At 71.7% G+C, this 20,412-nt stretch carries 12 protein-coding genes and 1 rRNA gene; 8 read left to right on the top strand and 5 right to left on the bottom strand.

Going from position 1 to position 20,412, the window contains the following annotated elements:
• Positions 1-9: 9 nt before the first annotated feature.
• Positions 10-126, top strand: a 5S ribosomal RNA gene (gene rrf / locus EG812_RS10500).
• A gap of 518 nt (positions 127-644) precedes the next feature.
• On the opposite strand, the gene EG812_RS10495 is transcribed toward rrf, so the two are convergent.
• A complete protein-coding gene (locus EG812_RS10495; RefSeq protein ID WP_013736406.1) occupies positions 645-2,462 on the bottom strand; it encodes a VanW family protein in 1,818 nt (605 codons plus the stop codon).
• A 57-nt stretch (positions 2,463-2,519) separates the two neighbouring features.
• Positions 2,520-3,884, bottom strand: a complete 1,365-nt coding sequence (locus tag EG812_RS10490; protein WP_126711437.1) for a polysaccharide biosynthesis protein — start codon at positions 3,882-3,884, stop codon at positions 2,520-2,522.
• 157 nt (positions 3,885-4,041) lie between these two features.
• Here EG812_RS10490 and EG812_RS10485 point away from each other — a divergent pair, with 157 nt between their 5' ends.
• On the top strand, positions 4,042-4,797 hold the full coding sequence (locus tag EG812_RS10485) for an FkbM family methyltransferase (RefSeq protein WP_126711436.1): 756 nt from the start codon (positions 4,042-4,044) through the stop codon (positions 4,795-4,797).
• 9 nt (positions 4,798-4,806) lie between these two features.
• Here the strand turns inward: EG812_RS10485 and EG812_RS10480 are convergent, their stop codons facing one another.
• Positions 4,807-6,870, bottom strand: a complete 2,064-nt coding sequence (locus EG812_RS10480) for a hypothetical protein (protein ID WP_126711435.1) — start codon at positions 6,868-6,870, stop codon at positions 4,807-4,809.
• Positions 6,871-7,017: 147 nt separating this feature from the next.
• Between EG812_RS10480 and EG812_RS10475 the strand changes: the two genes are divergently transcribed.
• Positions 7,018-8,778: an MmpA family trehalose lipid delivery protein gene (locus tag EG812_RS10475; protein ID WP_126711434.1), complete on the top strand. Its 1,761-nt coding sequence runs from the start codon at positions 7,018-7,020 to the stop codon at positions 8,776-8,778.
• Complete coding sequence (locus tag EG812_RS29085; RefSeq protein WP_158244934.1) at positions 8,775-8,936, top strand: hypothetical protein; 162 nt, start codon at positions 8,775-8,777, stop codon at positions 8,934-8,936. Before EG812_RS10475 ends, EG812_RS29085 begins: the two co-directional genes overlap by 4 nt.
• Before the next feature lie 52 nt (positions 8,937-8,988).
• Here EG812_RS29085 and EG812_RS10470 read toward each other — a convergent pair whose 3' ends face one another.
• Positions 8,989-10,146, bottom strand: a complete 1,158-nt coding sequence (locus tag EG812_RS10470; protein ID WP_126711433.1) for a glycosyltransferase family 4 protein — start codon at positions 10,144-10,146, stop codon at positions 8,989-8,991.
• Between the two features lie 258 nt (positions 10,147-10,404).
• Here EG812_RS10470 and EG812_RS10465 point away from each other — a divergent pair, with 258 nt between their 5' ends.
• The 4 genes from EG812_RS10465 to pgfA all read left to right on the top strand — a co-directional run bounded on the left by EG812_RS10465 (position 10,405) and on the right by pgfA (position 18,528).
• Entirely contained in the window at positions 10,405-12,072 is a 1,668-nt protein-coding gene (locus tag EG812_RS10465) for a substrate-binding domain-containing protein (RefSeq protein ID WP_126711432.1), read from the top strand.
• Positions 12,069-16,499 carry an alpha-(1->3)-arabinofuranosyltransferase gene (locus EG812_RS10460; protein WP_233579438.1) on the top strand — a complete coding sequence of 1,477 codons (4,431 nt, stop codon included), beginning with the start codon at positions 12,069-12,071 and terminating at the stop codon, positions 16,497-16,499. The genes EG812_RS10465 and EG812_RS10460 overlap by 4 nt, the downstream gene beginning before the upstream one ends.
• Positions 16,496-17,317: a class I SAM-dependent methyltransferase gene (locus EG812_RS10455; protein WP_126711430.1), complete on the top strand. Its 822-nt coding sequence runs from the start codon at positions 16,496-16,498 to the stop codon at positions 17,315-17,317. The genes EG812_RS10460 and EG812_RS10455 overlap by 4 nt, the downstream gene beginning before the upstream one ends.
• Before the next feature lie 68 nt (positions 17,318-17,385).
• Positions 17,386-18,528, top strand: coding sequence for a cell envelope lipid trafficking protein PgfA (pgfA, locus tag EG812_RS10450; protein ID WP_126711429.1), 1,143 nt, complete (start codon positions 17,386-17,388; stop codon positions 18,526-18,528).
• Positions 18,529-18,594: 66 nt separating this feature from the next.
• Here pgfA and EG812_RS10445 read toward each other — a convergent pair whose 3' ends face one another.
• Entirely contained in the window at positions 18,595-20,265 is a 1,671-nt protein-coding gene (locus tag EG812_RS10445; RefSeq protein ID WP_126711428.1) for a DUF885 domain-containing protein, read from the bottom strand.
• Positions 20,266-20,412 lie beyond the last annotated feature (147 nt).

Genomic DNA, 20,412 nt, shown 5'->3' with positions numbered 1-20,412 from the left:
TGATAGGGTTACGGCGGTTATGGCGGAAGGGAAACGCCCGGTTACATTCCGAACCCGGAAGCTAAGCCTTCCAGCGCCGATGGTACTGCACTCGGGAGGGTGTGGGAGAGTAGGACACCGCCGGACATTCTTCGATTTGAGGGCCACCCTTGTTGGGGTGGCCCTCGAACGTATCTACCCCCCGGGAAATAGTTACTGCTGGTTCGGGATCGGGGACGGGTTCTGCGCCGTCGAGCGGCGCCCTGGTCATGACCTCGCGCAATGCCACGGGCCGGCGGGCCGGGCATGTCTGCCTGAACTGCTTTGCTCTGCTTCAATCCACGCACTGGTTTCCGTTGCTGGTTGTTGCGTGGGTTGAAGCAGAGCAAAGGGAGTCCCGAGCACCACAGTGAGGGTGTTCGAGCGTGGGTGTTAGGGGAGCCGGAGGAGAACCAGGGGCATGAGATCATGTAGGACGTCGTCACCCGGTGTCGCCAGCGGCTGAGGTCGAACAGTTCCCTCAGCAGGACGGGCAGCGCCAGACCGTTGACCCGCGGCGTGTTCTCCGCGCGTTCTCTCCGTCCTCGGAATGGGCGGACAGGCGCCGGGCCGAGGGTGAACCACTGTGCCTCGGCGGCGCGGTCATCGTCCGGTGTGTGCCGAGGTCAGGCGGGTTCCTTGGCGCAGATGAAGCGGGGCTCCGCGTCGTAGGTCCAGGTGAACTTCTCCCGCTTGACGACTTTGCCGTCCTTCTTGATGACGCGGAACGCGTCCTGGGTGAAGCCCTGGCTGCCGTTGGCCGGGATGCAGCTGGGCCCCGGCTCCAGGTAGACGGTCTTCGGCGAGGTGATGTTGCGACGGGGGCCGTACTCGGTTTTGACGCTGTCCCAGATCTTCGTGCTCCAGATCGAGACGGTGATCGAGTTGGCGGTGTACGAGGTGTCGATCAGTACGCCGTACTCGGTGTTGTTGCGGAATTTGAAGTCGAGGTTCGGCCAGAAGATCGTGGACTCGATGACGGCCGGGTAGCGGCTGAAGTAGTACGAGTGCGGCTTGTGCTCGACGTCTTCCAGGCCCGCGTAGTAGGTCGCGTTGAACAGCGTGGTGGTGAACTGCGAGGTGCCACCGCCGACTCCGGGCACCAGTTTGCCGTCGAGGATCACCGGCGCGTCGCGGTAGCCCTGCGCGTAGCCGCGCTCCCCGGTGTGGCCGTTGAGCGAGAACGTGTCGCCGGGCAGGACCACGGTGCCGTCGACGTGCTTGGCGATGGTCACGATGTTCTGGCTACGTGGCGATGACAGGCCGCCGGTGAAGTACGTGGTGAAGGAGGAGACCTTCTCCTTGATCCCCAGACCGGAGATCTTCTCGGCGGTGACCTTCGGGGTGACCGGCTTGAGGTCGGCGGAGATCGTACGGTCGTCGGTGCGGGGTAGGACGGCCAGCAGGTCGTCGCGGAGCTTGCCGATGTCCACCTGCTTGCCGGCGCGCCCGTCGACCACCTTCGGTTTGCCGCCGGAGATGGTCATCGTGGCGTTCTTCGGCGCCACCTCGACCTTGTCGAGTCGGTCGCCGAGGGCCGACCTGAGCTTCTTGGCATCCACGCTCGGGGTGAGCTTGCCGGCCTTGTCGGCCTTGAACTGGAGGCTCTTGGCGATCGCCTGTGGCGGGATGGTCACCGTGCCCCGGTCGGTGTTCAGCTTGACGGGTGCCGCGACCGCCGGCTTGGCCAGTTCCTCCACGAGGCGGTCCACCTCGTCGGCGGAGGTGACCGGGTGGTTCTCCACCAACGGCACGGTCACCGGCTGCCCGCTGAGCCAGCCCTCCTTGACCACCTGCGCCGAGTGTTCGGTGTCGAGGGCCAGGCTCGGCTTGGGGTGACGGGCCTTCGGGGTGGTGCCGGAGAAGGTGATCGCTGGCATGGTCATCTTCCGGCCCTGCTTGCCGACCAACTTCTGCAGTTCGGCTTCCAGCTTCGGCACGTCGACGGAGACCACCGGCTCGATCTCGCGGGAGCCGACCAACCGGTCCACGGCGTGCGCCTGGGCTGCCGCCGCGGCGGCCACGGTGGCGTCCACGTCGACAGTGAGCCCGACCTCGGCCGGGTTGATCTGGGCCGTGCGTTCGCCCACCCGTACCTCGATCGGGGCAGCCAGTTCGGCCGCGCGCCGGTCCAGCTGCGCCTGCAGCTCCCGCGCCGCGTCGGCCCGGCTGCGCCCGCCGAGTTCGGTGCCGAGCACGGTGGTGCCGCGCGGGACGTCACCGGCGTACGTCCAGGCGGCGACGACGCCCACCGACGCGAGCACGGCGGTGGCCACCCCGGTGGCGAGCAGGATCCGGACCCGGCGGGATCGCTTGGCGCTGCCCTGCGGCGGATCGACAGGTGTGGGGCGCTCCGGTTCCTCGACAGGCCAACTGACCGCTTTCACCTGGACCGTGGGCCGGTCGTCGTCAGCGGGCGGACGGTTCTCGCCGTACAGGGTCACAGCTACCTCTTCGGAAATGGCCGTGGGCGGAGTTGGGAACCTTCACCCCGGGAGCAACTACGGTAGCCAACGCGACGGGGTACGGGGGGTCTGAGTGTGCGGAGAGTCGCCATCGACACCGGTTTGAGGCGTTGGGGCAGCGGTACGGTCACGCTGTGTAGTTCGCGGGTGGCTCGGTCGGAAGACCAGCCAGGACATCGTCGCGGCGGTCACGGCGGCGGTGACCAGCGCGCAGGACAGCACCCCGGTGACGGTGCGTGGGGCGATGAGGGCAGCGCAGACGGTCAGGCCGACCGTGGCCATCCACAGCGGTGCGGCCGGCCAGCGCGCGCCGGTCGCCACCCGGTCGTTGACGAGCATGAACACCACTGCGTAGAGGGCGCCGGTGGCGGCGAAGATCGGCGCGGTGTCGGCCAGGTGAAGGTAGTCGGCGCCCCCGGCGAGCCGGAACGCCAACTCGCCGCCGATGGCGGCGGTCGCGACGAGGGCGGCGCCGCAGGTCGTGATCAACGCCAGCGCCACCAGGCGGGCGCGCCGGTCGCCCCGGGCCAGCCGGGGCAGGACCAGCAGGGTGACGACCTGAGGTGCCCACAGTGCGCCCTTGGTGAGTACCGAACCGACCGCGTACGCGCCGGAGTCGGCGGCGGGCAGCAGTTGGCGGGCGAGGATCAGATCGGCGTACGAGATGGCGAGCATCGCCAGCGTGGCGGCGCAGGCGGTGGTCACCTGCCGGGCACCCAGCCGGCGTGGCACCGGGTCGCCCGGTTCGGCGGACCTCGGCTGATCATCTCGTGACCCGGTCGGCACCGCACCGGGCGTGGCTGTCGCAGTGGTGGTGGGGGCGGCGAGGCGGGCCAGCAGTGGCAGGGCGAGCAGGCCGGTGACCGTGGTCAACAGCAGGCAGGTTGCCGGTCCTCGACCGAGCAGGAGGCCGACGACCAGCCCGCCGTAGCGGCCGGCGGCCAGTACGGCCATGGCGACGGCGAGCCGCAGGAAACGCTGGTCGCCCTGCAGTTCACCGAGCCACCGGCCGGCCATCACGGTGGCGAACGTGGTGGTGGCGAGCAGCAGCGTCAGCGGGGCCGGCAGCCGCAGGAGCACCGTCAACAACGGTGCCAGGGCCAGGGTGACGGCACCGGTGAGCGCGGCGGTGCGTAGCCCGAGTCGGCCGGCTCCGTCGCCACCCCAGCGGGCCCGGTGCGCGGCCACCGCGATCTGCAACCCGAACCCGGGCACCGCGGCGATCGCAGCCAGCGCGAGGACGGTGGCCAGCGCGCCCAGGTCGGCGGCGCTCAGCCGGCGGGCGCCCAGCACCGGTACGACGTACGCCAGCGCGTTTGTCACCAGCGTGGCGAGGGTGACGGCGGCACCGGCCGCGCCGAGCCGAACCCTGCTGGTGTCGCTGCCCGTCGTCTGTGTCATGCCACTCCGCGTCTGCCGGCCGCCCGCACGACCGGCCGGCTGATCCCGTCGGGAAGCGGCCCGACCGGCAAGACGGTACCGGCCGGTAGCCTTTCCGGACAGCCCCGCACCGACGGCCCCTGCCCAGCGCCGCGGAAAGGGTCTAGTGTGCTGCCCCATGGCGTCGACGAAGCTGGCCCCCGCAGCGACCTCCGGCCTGGCGGCAATGCTTCCCGAGCGGCTGCTCGGCGCAGCGATCCGCCGTGCCTATCCGCGGGTCGAGCCGGAGTTGGCCCGGTTGGCGGAGTTCGTTCCGTCCGGCGGTACGGCGGTGGATGTGGGTGCCTGGTACGGCCCGTGGACGGCCCGGTTGCTGGGGCGGGCGGAGCGGGTGGTCGCGGTGGAGCCGACGGCGGCGCTGGCCGGACAGCTGCGATCGGCCTTCCCCGCGGTCGAGGTGGTCGAGGCGGCGGTCTCCGACCACGAGGGCTCCGCCACGCTGTACCTGCCCGCAGGGGGCGCGATCGTGGGCACCTCGTCGCTGGAGGATCCGACACAGGGTGAGCCGGTGCCGGTACGACGGATCACGCTCGACTCGCTGGGCCTGACCGACGTGCGGTTCGTCAAGCTCGACATCGAGGGGCACGAACTGCCGGCGCTGCGCGGCGCGGCGGAGACCGTCAAGCGGGACCGGCCGGTGCTGCTGATCGAGGTGGAGGAGCGGATCCAACCGGTCGAGCCGCTGCTGGACCTGCTCACCGGTTGGGGCTACCGCGGATATGTGCTGCCGGAGCGCGAATGGGTGCCGCTTGCCGATTTCGACCTCGGTGGACACCAGCGGGAGGCGATCGTACGGGTCGGGCAGAGCTTCGCCCGCCGGGTCGTCTGGCCCCGTCCCCGGTACGTCAACTCGGTGCTGTTCCGCCCCGAGTGACGTACGCCGCTACTCGGGTCTGGGTGCCGGGTCGCCGATCGCGATCTCGTTGGTGCAGAGCGACACCTCGCCGCTGGTCACGGTCAGCTCCACCGTGTCGCCGCCACCGGTGATGCGGAAGAACCGCTGGTTGAGACCCTTGCGGATCGGGAACTGGGCCACGCCGTCGCCGAGCCGCAGGGTCGCCGTGCCGTCGGCCGAGCTGAGGTAGCCGATGCGTACCACCCAGTGCCACTCGAAGCGTGGCTCGTTCAGCGGCATCCGTACGGTCTCTCCGGTGCCGACCCGGTAGCCGCAACCCTCCTGAGGGCCGGGCTGGATGGTGCTGCCCACGATCGTGGCCACCTGGATGCGGCCCAGATCGTCGAGGACCGAGGCGTTGTCGGTCTCGTCGACAAAGGTGGGGCGGGTACCGAAGGCGCGGAAGAACCGGGACTGGAGGTTGTACGGCGAGGAGAGGCGGGGCACGACGTTGTCCGGCACCGGGGCGTCGAAGAAGACGGTGTCCGGTGGCGCGCTGGCCATCTCGATCCGCACGGTGTCGATGTACGACCGGCCGGATTTCGCCGCCCACTCGTCGCCGTACCGGGCGGTGGTCCAGACCGTGCCCAGGCCGACCGCGACCAGGAGGAGGACGAGGACGACGGTGACCGCCTCCCGGTAACGCTCCGGCACCGGACCGAGCAGTCCCGGCGTGGGCGGCTCGGTCGGGTTCGACGGTGGCACGTCGGCCGGGGGTGGTCCGGGAGCGGCCCGGCCGGGATGGGGTTCCGGGTCGACGGGGGCTTCCGCGTGGATGACACCGTGCCCGGAGACCAGCCGTGCCGGTTGGCCCGTCGCCGCAACAGCCGGCGTGGTCGACGCGATCACCGGCTGCGCCGGTGTCGCTGGCTGCGCCGGTGTCGTCGGCACGGTCGGGCCGGTCATGCGGGCCAGCCCGACCACGGCGACGCCCAGGCAGATCGCCGCGACCACGACGACGTCGCTGACGTACCGGGGGACGCCGCCGGCGACCCCGCTGAAGGCCGAGCCGAGCCGGGTCGCGGCAAGCATTCCCGCCACCATCAGCAGGTAGGCCGCGAGCAGCAGCCAGGCCCGGCCGGCCCGGCGACGCTGGCGTACGGTCGCCGCGACCACGGCGGCGACGATCGTCCAGCCCACCCAGGTGCCCAGTTGCGGCGGCGAGGCGACGGGCGCGCCGTCACCGGCCCCGAGCCACTGCCACGGGCCGCCCACCAGGCCGGGCATCACCGTCGACCCGAACATCTGGGTCAGGAAGGAGAAGACCTCGCCCACCGATTCCGGGCGACGCAGCGACGATTCCGAACGGCCCAGGTAGGCCGCCGCGAAACCGAGCGACAGTACGGTCAGCATCAGCCAGGACGGCCACCACCGACGGATCGTGGTCCAGATGGCCCGTACCGGACCACCGTCGGCGTAGCAGGCGGCGGTCAGCAGGAAGACCAGCGGCACGATCAGGATCGACTTCTCGAAGAAGAAGAGGCCGAGCAGCAGAGCCGACGCCAGGCTCACCAGGTGCCGCCGACGCCCGGTCTGCACGTAGCCGACCTGGGCGGAGACCGCGAGCACCATGGCGATCTGCATCGGCAGCATGTTGACGCCGACCGCCCACCAGGTGCTCGCCTCCAGGGTCAGCGGGCTGAACAGCAGCAGGCCGAGTGGCAGGAGCAGCAGCGCGGAGGGGCGGAGCATCCGCCGTAGCAGCCGGAAGAAGGTGATCCCGAGGATCGCCTGGCCGATCGCCATGAGCAGCACGTACGGCCAGTACGCCAGGCCGACGTATTCGGTGACCAGCCAGATGAGCAGCCGCCCGCCGGGCATGAGGTGGTTGTTGTAGAGCGCGAGCAGGTGCTCTACGGTCAGCCGGGACTCCGCCGCCTGGGTGATCAGCACGTAGTCGTCGGCCGCCAGGAAACCGCGGGACGCCACCTGGGCGCGCCACAACACGCTGACCGCGATCATGACCAGCGCCGCCGTGGCGATCCGGTCGCCGCTCAGTCGGCTGCCTGGCCGCTCCGGTACCGCCGACACGCCTGCCCCCGCTGATGCCATGGCGGGAAGACTGCCACACCACTGAATGCGTTCCCTATCAGGTCAACGGATGGTTCGACCGGTTGGCGACCCGGGCGGAGTCTGCCGGTTACAGTGGCCGCCACCGACGCGGCGGGTCGCCGCGTACCGGCGAGGTGAGGTCCACGGATGCGGGAACGGCTGCGGCAGGGCGGCCCGGCGGCCGAGCGTGGCCGTGCCGTCGGTCGCCTCGTGCCGCACCTGGTGGCTGCCGCCGTGACGGCAGTCGTGCTCGCGCCGTTGGCCCGGCCCGGCTACGTGCTGCGCTACGACATGGTCTTCGTGCCGAGGCAGGCGCTGAGCTGGGAGGTGATCGCCCCGGCGACGGCACTGCCCCGGGCCGTACCGCAGGACGCGGTGGTGGCGTTGGCCAACCAACTGGTTCCGGGCTGGCTGCTGCAACGCCTGGTGCTTGTGGCGATCCTGTACTTCGCCGCGCTGGGCGCCGCCCGGCTGGTGCCGACCCGGCGGACGGCCGTGCGGGTGGTCGCCGCCCTCGGGTACGCCTGGACGCCGTACCTGGCCGAGCGGCTGCTGATCGGCCAGTGGGGACTGTTGGTCGCGTACGCCGCGATGCCGTGGCTGGTGCGTGCGGCGATCGGGGTACGGGCGGGTGAGCGCGGTGCGCTGCGCCGGCTGCTGCTGGCGGTGGCGGTCTCGGCGATCACCCCGACCGGTGGCCTGCTCGCCCTGGTGGTCGTCGCCGTCCTGCTCGTCGGACGGGGTACGGCCCGGTCGGCTTCGGTCGGGGTGGGCGTGACGTTGTTGCTGAACGCGCCGTGGCTGGTGGCCGGCTTCACCAGCGCTGGTGAGGGGCGGTCCGATCCCGCCGGGGTGGCGGTCTTCGCGGCCCGGGCGGAGAACTGGGCGGGTCCCCTGGTGGCGCTCGCCGGTACCGGTGGCATCTGGAACGCACAGGCCACTCCGGCGTCGCGGGCCGGGTTGCTGGTGCCGGTGGCGACCGGGCTGCTGCTGGTGGTCGCCGCTGCTGGCGTACCGCTGCTGCGGCGTCGCTGGGCGGCCGGGGTGACCAACCGTCTCGGCCTGCTGGCGGTCGGGTCGTGGCTGGCGGCGGTGTTCGGCGTGCTGCCGGGTGCGGTGACGGTGCTGGGCTGGCTGGTCGCCAACGTGCCGGGCGCGGGTTTGCTGCGCGACGGGCAGAAGCTGCTTGTCCCCTACGCGTTGCTGCTGGCGGTCGCCGTAGCGTTGGGGGCGGAGCGGCTCGCCGGGTGGTTGACCGCCCGGTTCGACGCGGCGACCGGGCGGGTGTTGCTTGTCGGTGCGGCGTTGCTGCCGGTGGCCGTCCTGCCCGACCTGGCGTTCGGTGGGGTGGGTCGGCTGCGCCCGGTGGCGTGGCCGGCGGACTGGGCGGTGGTGGCCCGGCTGGTGCAGGAACGGCCGGGTGAGGTGATCTCGCTGCCGTTCCAGGAGTACCAGAGTTATTCGTGGAACGACGACCAGGTGGTGATCGATCCAGCGCCCCGGTATCTGGGCGTGCCGGTCCTGATCGACGACACGCTGCGCGTGGACGGTACGGCGGTGGCGGGCGAAGACCCGCAGGCCGCCCGAGTGCGGGACCTGCTCGACGCGGGGGAACCGGTGGCAACGGCCGGTCCTCGGTGGGTGCTTGTGCAGCGGGCGGCCGGCCCGCCGGTGGACCCGGCGACGTTGGACGGACTCCACCGGGTGTACGCGGGCGACGACCTGACCCTGTACGAGAATCCGCAATGGCGACCCGCGCCTGCCCCGGCCCGTCCCGGACCGGTTGGCCTGGCGCATCTCCTTGCCGCAACGGTGGTGCTGGCCATCGGTTTTTTGGACGCTGCGCGACGGAGCTACCGCGTGGTAGCGTCCCGGCACGCGAGTCCCGCGGAAGGAGAAGGTGGATGAGGAACCTGCCCGCGTTCGTCGCCGTCGGGGTACTCGGTGTCGTGCTCGGCATGCTCGGCAGCGTCGGTCTGGCGAACGTGCTCAGCCCGTCCGCCAAGGAGGCCGCGAACTCCAAGGTGAGTGAGCAGACCGAGTCCCCGCTGTACGGCACGCGCTGACCTCGAACGGCACAAGGCGCCCGCGACGCGGGCGCCTTGTCGTCGTGTCCGATCAGCCGCGGGCGGTGGCCTGCGCCACGAGCTGGGCGAAGCGGGCACCGGTCGCGGTCCAGGTGAACTGGGCCGCGTGGGTCAGCGCAGCCTCACCCATCGCCTTGCGCCGTACGTCGTCGGCGAGCAGTTCGCGGACGACGGCGGTGAACTCCTGTTCGTCGTCGACGAGCAGGCCGGTCTCCGTGTCGACCATCGCCTCGGCCACCCCTCCGGCGTAGCGGAACGCCACCGTCGGGGTGCTGCACGCGGCGGCCTCCACGATGGTCAGTCCCCAGCCTTCCTTGAGCGACGGGGTGAGGGCGAGCCAGGCCGAGCAGAGCAGGGCGTGCTTCTCCTCCTCGCTGACGAAGCCGGTGAACCGCACCCGGTCGGTGATGCCGAGCGTCTCGGACAACTCGCGTAGCGGCTCCTCCCACCAGCCCTGCCCGGCCACCACCAGCTCCAGTTCCGGCAGTTCGTCGGCGAGCTCGGCGACCGTCCGCAGGGCGATCTCCACCCGCTTGTGCGGCACCAGCCGGCCGAGCACCAGCAGCGACGGATGGGGCGTACGCGGCAGGGACGGGCCGGTCACGGTGGGGGTGCCGTTCGGCACCACGTCGATCCGCTCGGCGTCCACGCCCAGCGTGGTCAACTCCGTCCGGCTGGCCTCGGAGACGGTGACGTACCGGCAGCGCCGGTAGAGCCGTACCGCCAGCCACGATTCGATCCACCAGCCCAGCCGGGACATCCACGGGCCGAACACCACAGGCCACTGCTCCCGATGCACGTGGTGCACAAGCGCGATGACCGGTCGACCGACGTAGAGCGGGGCGAAGAACGGCACCCCGTTGCAGACGTCCACGACCAGGTCCGGCCGGCCCAGGCCACGCCGACCCAGCGGGCCGAACCCGAAGCGACCCGCCAGGCAGGTGAGCGCCGCGCGCAGGTAGACAGTCATCCGCGAGCCGTGACGCAGCACCCGTACGCCGGTTTCGGTGGTCTCGGCCGGGCCCGCGTTGTCGTGCGCGGCGCAGAGCAGAGTCACCCGGTTACCTGCTGTGACGAGTTCGGCGGCGATGCGTTCGATGTAGACCTCGGAGCCGCCGCCCTCGGGGTTGGTGGTGTCGCGCCAGTTGAGGAACAGGACGTGGCGGGAGGGGGTGTCGGAGTTGTCCACGCTGCTCCTACCGACGAGTAAGTGAGCACGATCGCGCCACCCTAGGGCGGTCCGACCCGGGTGCGCAATGGGCAGATCCGGCAGCGTGGGTCGGATGTCGGTTCGTCGATCAGGGGTTTGCCGAGCCGCACAAACCTTGGCAGGGTGTGCAGCGCAACAGCGTGCGATGCTCGCCTGCCCGTCGCGGCGAACCCGTCGCGGCGCGTGTGACCTGCGATGGCGTGTCGTCCGCAGGGGTGACGAGGAGGTGAGGCGGCGGTGGAGGCCGACCGTCGCGCGCCCACGCGCGCCCTGTCCCACCGGTCGCCGGTGGTGCTGCTCAGTGCCGCCCTGGTGGTGCTGCTGGCCGGCTGGGCGGCGGTGGCCTACGTGCGCGCCGACCGTGGCACGCCGACCTGTGTCGAACAGGTGCGGCTGCGGGTGGCTGCCGCCCCGGTCATCGCGCCGGCGCTGGACCGGGTGGCGCGGGCCAACGCCGGCAACCAGCCGTGCGTCTCGGTCGAGGTGCAGGCCCGACCGTCGGCGGCGGTGGCCCGGGAACTCGCCGAGGGCGCTGACGTGGCCGACGCCTGGCTGCCGGAGTCCACGTTCTGGCTGCGACGGGCCCGGGCCGCAGGTGCCTTCGAGGTTCCGGGCGCGGGCACCTCGGTGGCGAGCACCCCGGTGGTGCTGGCGGTGACCGAACGGGTCGCCCGCCGCTCCGGCTGGCCGGCCAAGCCGCTGACCTGGAAATCCCTGGTGGGCGCCAAGGCGCGGCAGGTCCAGGTCGGGCTGCCCGACCCGGCGGCCGACCCGGCCGGAGCCGCTGCCCTGCTCGGCGTACGGGTGCTGGCCGACGACAACAAGGACTCGGCGGCAACCGTGGCGGCGACCCTGCGTCGCCTGGCCACCCGCACCTTCAGCCCGGGCGAGCAGGCCAGCTCGCTGACGCCCGGCCGTGACCTGCCGGGCCGCGTCGACGTGGTCGCCGCGAGCGAGCAGGCGGTGCTCGAACACAACGCGTTGACCACGTCCGGCAAGCTGGTCGCCGCGTACCCGGAGATCGCCGTGCCCTGGCTCGACCTGCCGTACGTGGTGCTGCCCGCCGCGCAGGGGCGGGCCCGCGACGCCGCCGCGAGGCTCCTCACCGAACTGCTCACCGCCACCAGCCGGGACATCTTCGTCGGCCACGGCTTCCGGACCGCGTCGGGTTTCCCGCCGGCCATGCCGAGCGACGACCGGCTGCGGGCGGACGAACGCCGGCCGGTGCCACTACCCGCCGAGGAGACCGTCACCGATGTGCTGACCGGTTGGAGCGGCGTGCAACGCAGTGCCCGGATCCTCACCCTGCTGGACGTCTCGGGCTCGATGGCCGCGCAGGTGCCCGGTGGGGGAACCCGGCTCGACGCCACGGTACGGGCCGCAGAGGAGGGCGCGGCGCTGCTGCTGGACAACAGCGAACTCGGTGTCTGGGCCTTCGCCACCAACCTCGACGGCGAACGCGACCATCAGGAGATCCTGCCGGTGGCTCCGCTGGGCGCTCAACGTGACCGGCTGGCCGAGGCGCTGGCGGCCGTCCGGGTCGAGCCGCAGGGCGGCACCGGGCTGTACGACAGCACGCTTGCCGCGTACCGCGACGCGCGGCGGAACTGGACTCCCGGGCGGATCAACCTGGTGCTGGTGATGACCGACGGCCGCAACGAGGACGACGACAGCATCGGCCGGGCCGCCCTGCTCGCCGAACTGAAGCGGATGCAGGAACCACGCCGACCACTGCCGATCATCTTCATCGGGCTGGGCGGTGCGATCGACCCGGAGGAGTTGGAGGCGATCGCGAAGGTCACCGGCGGCCGGGTCTTCGTCACCGCACAGCCCAGCGGGATGCGCCGCATCTTCTTCTCCGCCCTGGCGGACCTGAGCTGCCTGCCACCGGAGTGCCGCCGATGAGCCGCCTGCTGGCATCGCCCCTGAGCCGGTTGTCGGCACGCGTACGCCGCTCACCCGGCACGGTGCTGTCGCTGCTGCTGCTCACCGCGATCGCCTTCGCGCAGCGGCCCGGTCAGGTCACCTTCGACACCAAGCTCGACCTGGCCGCCAACCCGATCCACTTCATGGCCCGCGCGCTGCACCTGTGGAACCCGGAGGCCACCTCCGGGGAGTTGCAGAACCAGGCGTACGGCTACCTGTTCCCGATGGGGCCGTTCTTCGCCGCCGGTCAACTGCTCGGCATCCCACAGTGGATCACCCAGCGGTTGTGGACGGCGCTGCTGCTGGCCGCCGCGTTCTACGGGCTGCTGCGGCTGGCCCGGGCGATGAACATCGGCACCGAACCGACCCGGTACGCGGCGGCGCTCGGCTACGCGCTGGCCCCGCGCATCCTCACCGAGGTCGGCGCGCTCTCCTCGGAGACGCTCTCCGCCGCGATGCTGCCCTGGGTGCTGCTGCCGCTGGTGACCGTACGCCGGATCGGCTCGCCACGCCGGGCCGCCGCGCTTTCCGCGCTGGCCGTGCTCGGCATGGGTGGGATCAACGCGGCGGTGGTGCTGATGGCGTTGGTACTGCCCGGCGTCTGGCTGCTGACCCGGCGCTGGGACGCCGAGCACCGGCGGCTGGTCGCCTGGTGGTGCGTCTGCGTGGTCGGGGTGTGCCTGTGGTGGATCGTGCCGCTGCTGCTGCTCGGCCAGTACAGCCTGCCCTTCCTCGACTACATCGAGTCGTCCACCACCACCACGGCGGTGGCCTCGCTGTTCCAGGCGGTACGCGGCACGAACCAGTGGGTCGCGTACATCGTGCAGGGCGAGCCGTGGTGGCCGGCCGGTTGGCTGCTGATCGACCACCCGGTGCTGATGGCCCTCACCGCGGTGGTCGCGCTGATCGGGTTGGCCGGGCTGGCCGGCAACCTGCTGCCGCAGCGGCGGTTTCTGGTGGCCGGCTTCCTCGCCGGGCTGACCCTGCTCACCATCGGCTACGTCGGCGCGGTGGACAGCCCGCTCTCCGAAGTGGTCCGGGAGTTGCTCGACGGCCCACTCGCCCCGCTGCGTAACGTGCACAAGCTCGACCCGGTGCTGCGGCTGCCGCTGATGCTCGGCTTCGCGCACGGCGTCGACGCGGTGGCCACCCGGATGCACCACGCGCTGGCCCGACGCCGGCCCGGTGTGCGGCTGCGCCCGCTGGTCTTCGTACCGGTGCTGATGCTGGTGCTGGGTGCGGCCGCACCGGCCTGGCTGGGGCTGCTGCGGCCCGGCCCCGGCTGGGCGGACCTGCCGCCGCACTGGCGGTCGGCGGCGACCTGGCTGGCCGACCGGGACGCGCTGGCCCGCACGCTGATGGTGCCCGGTTCCGGCTTCGGGCAGTACGAGTGGGGACGTACGGTCGACGAGCCGTTGCAGGCCCTGGCCGGGGCGCCGTGGGCGGTCCGGCACCAGATTCCGCTCGGCTCGGCCGGTAACACCCGGATGATGGACACCGTCGAGGAGGTGCTGGCCAGCGGACGTGGCTCCACCGGGCTGGCCGACCTGCTCGCCCGCTCCGGATTCCGGCATCTGCTGCTGCGCAACGACATCGACCGGATCCAGGTGGACGCCCCACCGGTGGCGGTGCTGCGCCGGGCGCTGGCCGAGTCGCCCGGCATCACCCGCGTCGCCACCTTCGGCAGCACCGACGCCCTGACCCGGACCATCGGCAGCCCGGTCGACGAGGGGTTCGACACCCTGCCGGCGATCGAGGTGTACCAGGTCGACGCGCCGGTCCCGGCTGCCTCGGCGGTGCTCACCGCCGACGTACCGACGGTCAGCGGCGGCCCGGAATCCCTGCTGGCCCTGCTGGAACAGGGCGTGGTGGAACGGGACCGGCCGGTGGTGCTCGCCGGCGACCGGGACGAAACACCGGAGGCGACAGGCGAGTCGTGGATCGTCACCGACGGGCTGCGCCGCCGGGAACGCGACATCGGCCGGGTGCGGGACAACCTCTCTCAGACGTTGACCGCGAACGAGTCGGGACGGCAGGGCCGGGTCGCCCTCGACCTGCTGCCCTTCTCCGGCGAGCAGCATCAGACCACCGCGACCTACCAGGGCGTACGCGAGGTGTCGGCGTCCTCGGCGGTGAGTTTCGTGGACACGCTCGGCCCGGCCGACCCGTCCCGCCTGCCGTTCGCGGCCGTCGACGGCGACCCGCACACCGCCTGGCACTCGGCACCGTTGAGCGGGCCGGTCGGGCAGTGGCTCGAAGTCGACCTGGACACTCCTCGCCAGGTGGAGAACGTGCGACTGTCGTTCGTCACCGACCTGGCTGTGGGCTGGCCGGTGACCCGGTTCCGGCTGACCACCGACCGTGGTTCGGTGGATCACGAGGTGGCCCCGACGCTGGGCGGCCACACGTACTACACGCTGCCCGGACCGACCAGCCGGGTACGGGTGACCGTGCTGGCGGTGGCCGACGGACGGCTCGACGGTGCCGTCGGCATCCGCGAGTTGACCATCGCCGACACCGAGCCGCGTCGCGCGCTGCGCGCCCCCACCGACCTGCCACAGGATCCGGCCGGGCCGGTGAGCTGGGTGTTCAGCCGGGGCCCGGCCGACCGTCCGGCGTGCCACCTCGCCCAGGCGTCGGAAGCCGACCGGATCGTCCCGGTCGGGTCGCCGGTGCGGGCGGCCGACACGGTGATCCGTTGCGACCGGTTCCTGGCCCGGGTCGGTGAAGAGCCGCTGGGGCTGGACCGGATCTTCCGCAACCCGGCCGCCGACACGTACCGGATGGCGTTGCGGGCGGTGGCCCGCCCGGGCGGCGATCTCAAGCTCTCCGGCCTGAAGGTGACGGCGAGCGCCTCGTCCCGGCTGGCCGGAGACCCGGCCGTGACGGCGTACGCGGCGATCGACGGTGATCCCGGCACGGCCTGGCTCGCCGACACCGGCGACCTGCGGCCCACCCTGCGGCTGAGCTGGTCGGGCCCGCGTCGGATCGACCAGCTGCGGTTGCGGGCCGCGCAACTGCCGGTCGGCTCGCTGCCCGACGAGGTCGAGATCCGCACACCCGGCCGCGAGGTGGTCGTACCGGTGGGCGCCGACGGGACGGTGCGCTTCCCGGCGGTACGCACCAACCGGATCGAGATCGTGGTGCGCTCGACCGAACTGCGGATCGCCGACCAGCGGGGCAACGGCTGGCCCGCGACCGCAGGCATTGCCGAGGTGGAGATCCCCGCTCTGGCGAAGCTGCTGGAGCCGGTCGACGCCGAGACCCGGGTCGTCGAGCGGTGCGGCGACGGACCGACCGTCGAGCTGGACGGCCACCGCTACGACACGTCGGTCGACGCCCGACTCGGCGACGTGCTGGCCGGCCGGCCGGTGCCGCTGCGGGTCTGCGGGCCGGGCGGTGCCGTGCTGGATCTGCCGGCCGGCGGACACCGGCTGGGAACCTCGCCCTCGAAGGGCTTCCTCGTGCAGGACGCGAGCCTGCGACCGGTGGCGGACGCGACTTCCGGTGCGGCGGACGGTGCGACCGCACCCGGGGTGGATGGTGCGACCTCACCTGCGGTGGACGGTGCCGCCGCGCGTGCTGTCGACGCTGTCGACAAGCCTCGGCATCGGGCCGTGACAGTGCTGGACTGGGCACCGACGGATCGGACGGTCCGGGTCGACGGCGGGGAGTCGGCGCTGCTGGTGGTGCCGGAGAACGCCAACCCGGGCTGGACGGCCACGCTTGGCGGTACGCCGTTGACCCCGACCCGGGTGGACGGTTGGCAGCAGGCGTGGGTGCTGCCGGCCGGTGCCGGCGGCGAGGTCAGGTTGATCTTCGCGCCGGACCGCGCCTATCGAGGTGCCCTGCTGGCCGGCGCGTTGACGGTCGTCGGGGTGCTGCTGCTGGCCACGTGGCCGGCGCGCCGCCGGCTGGACACCGTGCGTGTCGCGTCGGTCGACGCCGGGCGTAATGCGTCGCTGGGCACCGGGCGTGGCGCGTCCGTGGACGGCGGCGGGGCCGCAGCTATCCCGGCGGAGGCGCCGGCCTGGCTGATCGGTGGGTTGCTGGTGGTGCTGCTCGCCGCGCTGGGCGGGGTGCTGCCGGTGGCGATCGTGCTGGCCGCGATGGTGTTGCGGCAACTGGCCGTGCGGGCCCTGCCGGTGGTGGTGCTCGGCGGCCTCACGGTGGCCACCGTGATCGCGGTGACCGGACGGGTGCAGGGGCACGGGCAGAGCTGGGCCTACGGCTCCTGGGTGCAGGCGGCGATGCTGGTCGCGGTCGGCGCGGTGGTCGCGGCGGTCATGCCCACACCCGGCGTACGGACCGAGCCGCCCGTCGCGCATGATGTGACGCCGGGCACATCCGGACAGCCGCCACGGGCGGCCGAGGGCGGGACCGAGGACGGGACGGTGACGCGGTGACGACAGCGGACGACCGGGCGCGGCGGGCGGCACGGCGTCGCTTCGCCACCCTGCGCCGGTCGGTGACCCTGTTCCGGGCATTCCTGGTCGAGCAGACCGACCCGGACCACTTCTACGGCCTGCTGGCCGCCGACTCGGTAACTCAGCTGCACGGCTACACGGAGTTGATTGGCCGGACCGTGCTGGACGTGGGCGGTGGGCCGGGGTACTTCGCCGCCGCCTTCCGCGCGGCCGGATCCCACTACGTCGGGCTCGACCCGGACGTGGGTGACTTCTCCGCAGCCGGGGAGTCCGTGGCGGGCATGCTGCGGGGCAGCGGCACGGCGCTGCCGGTACGCACCGGCAGCGTGGACATCGCGTTCTCGTCCAACGTGGTGGAACACGTCGCCGAGCCACCCCGGATGCTCGACGAGATGGTACGGGTCACCCGACCCGGCGGGCTGATCTTCGTGTCGTACACCCCGTGGTTCTCGCCCTGGGGTGGGCACGAGACCGCGCCCTGGCACTATCTCGGCGGCGACCGGGCCCGCCGCCGGTACGAACGCCGCACCGGACGGCCGCCGAAGAACCGGTTCCGGGAGACGCTCTTCCCGGTGTCGATCGCCGACACGCTGCGCTGGGCGCGGAGCAATGACCAAATCGATATGGTCGATGCGCTGCCCCGGTACCACCCGTGGTGGGCCCGCTGGGTGATCCGGGTTCCCTGGCTGCGGGAAGTGGTGGCCTGGAATTTCGTCCTGGTGTTGCGCCGTCGCGCGGAGCATCAGCCCGACACGGTGCAGAAATCAGAGCTGACCGGGGGTCGCGTTGCTATGTGACCAGGTAGTAACCTCGCGGCCATCCCACTGATTGACACCGACGAAATTCGCTCCTCTAGGGAGGAAACATGAAGCACCGCGCCGTGGGTGCCGTGCTGTTCGGCGGGGGCGTCCTGCTCCTGGCGTTGGCCGCCGGACTGGTGTTCGTCGTCAAACCGGCGATGACCAAACTGCCCTACGACCTGGATCCCTCGACCTCGGTCGCCGAGGCCAAGGGCGCGACTTTTCTCCAGATCACCAACGGCGCGGTCGACATCGACCAGGCTGACCTGAAGTCCACCATCCTGGTCACTCCGGACCGCGACAAGACCGCGGCGCTCAGCGGTGACCTCGCCGGCGACACCGTGGTGTGGCGGGTCGGCCAGACCGTCGACCGGACCGACACCAAGGAACTGGTCAGCGCGTACGGCGCGGAGCTGGCCCTGGACCGGGTCTCCGGTGCGGCCGTGGAGTGGAACGACCAGTTCCTCGACGACAGCGGCACCCCGGAGAAGGTCTCGTTCGCCGGGCAGGTCTACAAGTTCCCGTTCAACGCGGAGCAGAGCAACTACGAGGTCTTCGACCGGGACCTGCGGCAGACCCGGATGGCCGAGTTCAAGGGCACCGAGGAGATCGAGGGCCTGGAGACGTACCGGTACGAGCAGGTCATCACCGACGAGAAGCTGCCGCTGCCCGCCGAGCGGATCGCCCTGCTGCTCGGCGCGCTCGTCCCGGGTGCGACCGCCGGCGACATCGTCTACAGCAACACCCGTACGGTCTGGGTCGACCCGGTGACCGGCTCCTACATCAAGGTGCGGGAGCAGCAGAAGAAGGTGCTGACGCCCGACACGGGCGCACCGGTGACGCTGCTGGACGCGGACTTCGTGTACAACGACGAGACCGTGACGGCCTCCGCCGACCGGGCCAAGTCGAGCCGGGGTCAGCTGGCGATCCTGGGCGTGTGGGCACCGCTCGCCCTGGTCGTGCTGGGTCTGGCGCTGATCGTCGCCGCGCTGCTGTTCTCCCGCCGGCCCGCCCCGGCGGCCGTGGGCACCCACCGGGCCGGGGCGGACCCGGCGCCGACCCGGGTGGACCAGCCGGCGGTACGCGACGACGACCGCGCGGCCGGTCCGCTGACCGACGAGATCCCGCCGGCGTCGACCAACTGGCGCTCCGAGGAACCCACCGTGCCGCTCCAGCGCGGAACGCAGGGCGAGGCGGAGAAGCGCTGACCCGCTGAACACGTCGACGTTGAAGGGGTGGACCCACGCGGGTCCACCCCTTCAGCGTGTGCGGACTCAGAGACGGGCCAGCGCCCGACGCAGCGGGTCGAGCCCGAGCGCACCCAGGTCGAGCGCCTGCCGGTGGAACTCACGCAGGTCGAAGTCGGCGCCCTTGCGGGTCTTCGCGTCGTCGCGGGCCTGCAACCAGATCCGCTCGCCCACCTTGTACGACGGTGCCTGCCCCGGCCAGCCCAGGTAGCGGTTCAACTCGAACCGCAGCATCTCGTCCGGCACCCGGCAGTGCTCCCGCAGGAACTCCCAGCCCAGCTCGGGCGTCCAGCGTTCCCCCGGGTGGAAGTCGAACGGATTGTCCTTCGGGATCTCCAACTCCAGGTGCATGCCGATGTCGACGATCACCCGCGCCGCCCGGAACGCCTGGCCGTCCAACATGCCGAGCTTGTCACCCGGATCCTCCAGGTAGCCCAGCTCGTCCATCAGCCGTTCGGCGTACAACGCCCAGCCCTCGCCGTGCCCGGAGACCCAGCAGAGCAGCCGCTGCCAGCGGTTGAGCATCTCGGCGCGGACGGCGGTCTGCCCGATCTGAAGGTGGTGGCCGGGCACGCCCTCGTGGTAGACGGTGGTCACCTCACGCCAGGTGGAGAAGTCCGTGATCCCCTGCGGTACCGCCCACCACATCCGCCCCGGCCGGGCGAAGTCCTCGCTGGGGCCGGTGTAGTAGACGGAACCGTCGCTGGTCGGCGCGATCATGCACTCGATCCGGCGTACCTGCTCGGGGATGTCGAAGTGGGTGCCGTGCAGCTCGCTGATCGCCTGGTCGGCGAGCTGCTGCATCCAGTCCCGGAACGCTTCCTTGCCCTGGATGGTGCGGGTCGGATCGGCGTCCAGCGCGGCCACCGCCTCGTCGATGGTGGCACCGGGGGTGAGGATCTGCCCGGCCACCGTACGCATGTCGGCCTCCAGGCGGGCCAACTCGGCGAACCCCCAGGCGTACGTCTCGTCGAGGTCGATCCGGGCACCGAGGAAGTACTGCGAGGCCAGCTCGTACCGCTCCCGCCCGGCAGCCTGCTTCTGCCGCCCGTGCGGAGCCAGCTCGGTGCGCAGGAACTGCCCGAACTCGGCGATCGCCGCGGTGGCTGCCGCCGCCCCCCGACGCAGGTCGGCGTCGAGGGCGCCCTCGGCACCCAACCGCTCGACCAGCCCGTGGAAGATGTTGTCGCCCTGCGGGTCGACCCAGGCGTCGCACTGCTCGGCCACCTTGAGCAGCTGAGCCTGCGAGCTGACGTGGCCCTTCGCGGCCGCCTCGCGCAGCGTGGTCTTGTAGCCCTCCATCGCACCGGCGAAGAGGCCCAACCGGGCGGCGATGTTGGCCTGCGCCTCGGCACCCTCGGTCGGCATCAGATCGAAGATCATTCGACTGTGGTGCAACCCGCTGGTGATGACGCTGACCTCGCTGGTCGTCTCCCCGGTGTCGTAGCGGGCGAGGTCGAGACCCAGCCGCTCCTGCATCGCCTCCCGGGCGATGCGCTCGGCCTCCGTGTCCGGCTCGGTGGCGTCGAGGTCGGCCAGGGTGCGGCGGGTCAGGTCGGCCTGGGCGGCGTACCCGTCCGGCGACAGGTCGTCCAGTTGGTCGTCATAACCGGAAATGCCGACGTAGGTGGCGCCGGTCGGGCTCAGCGCGGCCCACTCGGCGACGTAGCGGTTGGCGATGTCGTCGATTCGTCCCACGCACGCGACCCTACGCGAGACGGCCGGACAGAGGTTGCCGTCTTTCCGGCCCTTCCGCACCGGCGTGGCGACCCGCCGACGGCAGTGGGGTGCCCGGTTCCTGTGGTGCGCGACACGGCGGCGGAAATCCGCAGGACAATGTCGTTC

The sequence above is a fragment of the Verrucosispora sp. FIM060022 genome (assembly GCF_003977705.1).
GTDB classification, from domain to species: domain Bacteria; phylum Actinomycetota; class Actinomycetes; order Mycobacteriales; family Micromonosporaceae; genus Micromonospora; species Micromonospora gifhornensis.
The sequence above is the reverse complement of the archived record's forward strand: the minus strand, read 5'-3'. Positions and strand labels throughout refer to the sequence as shown.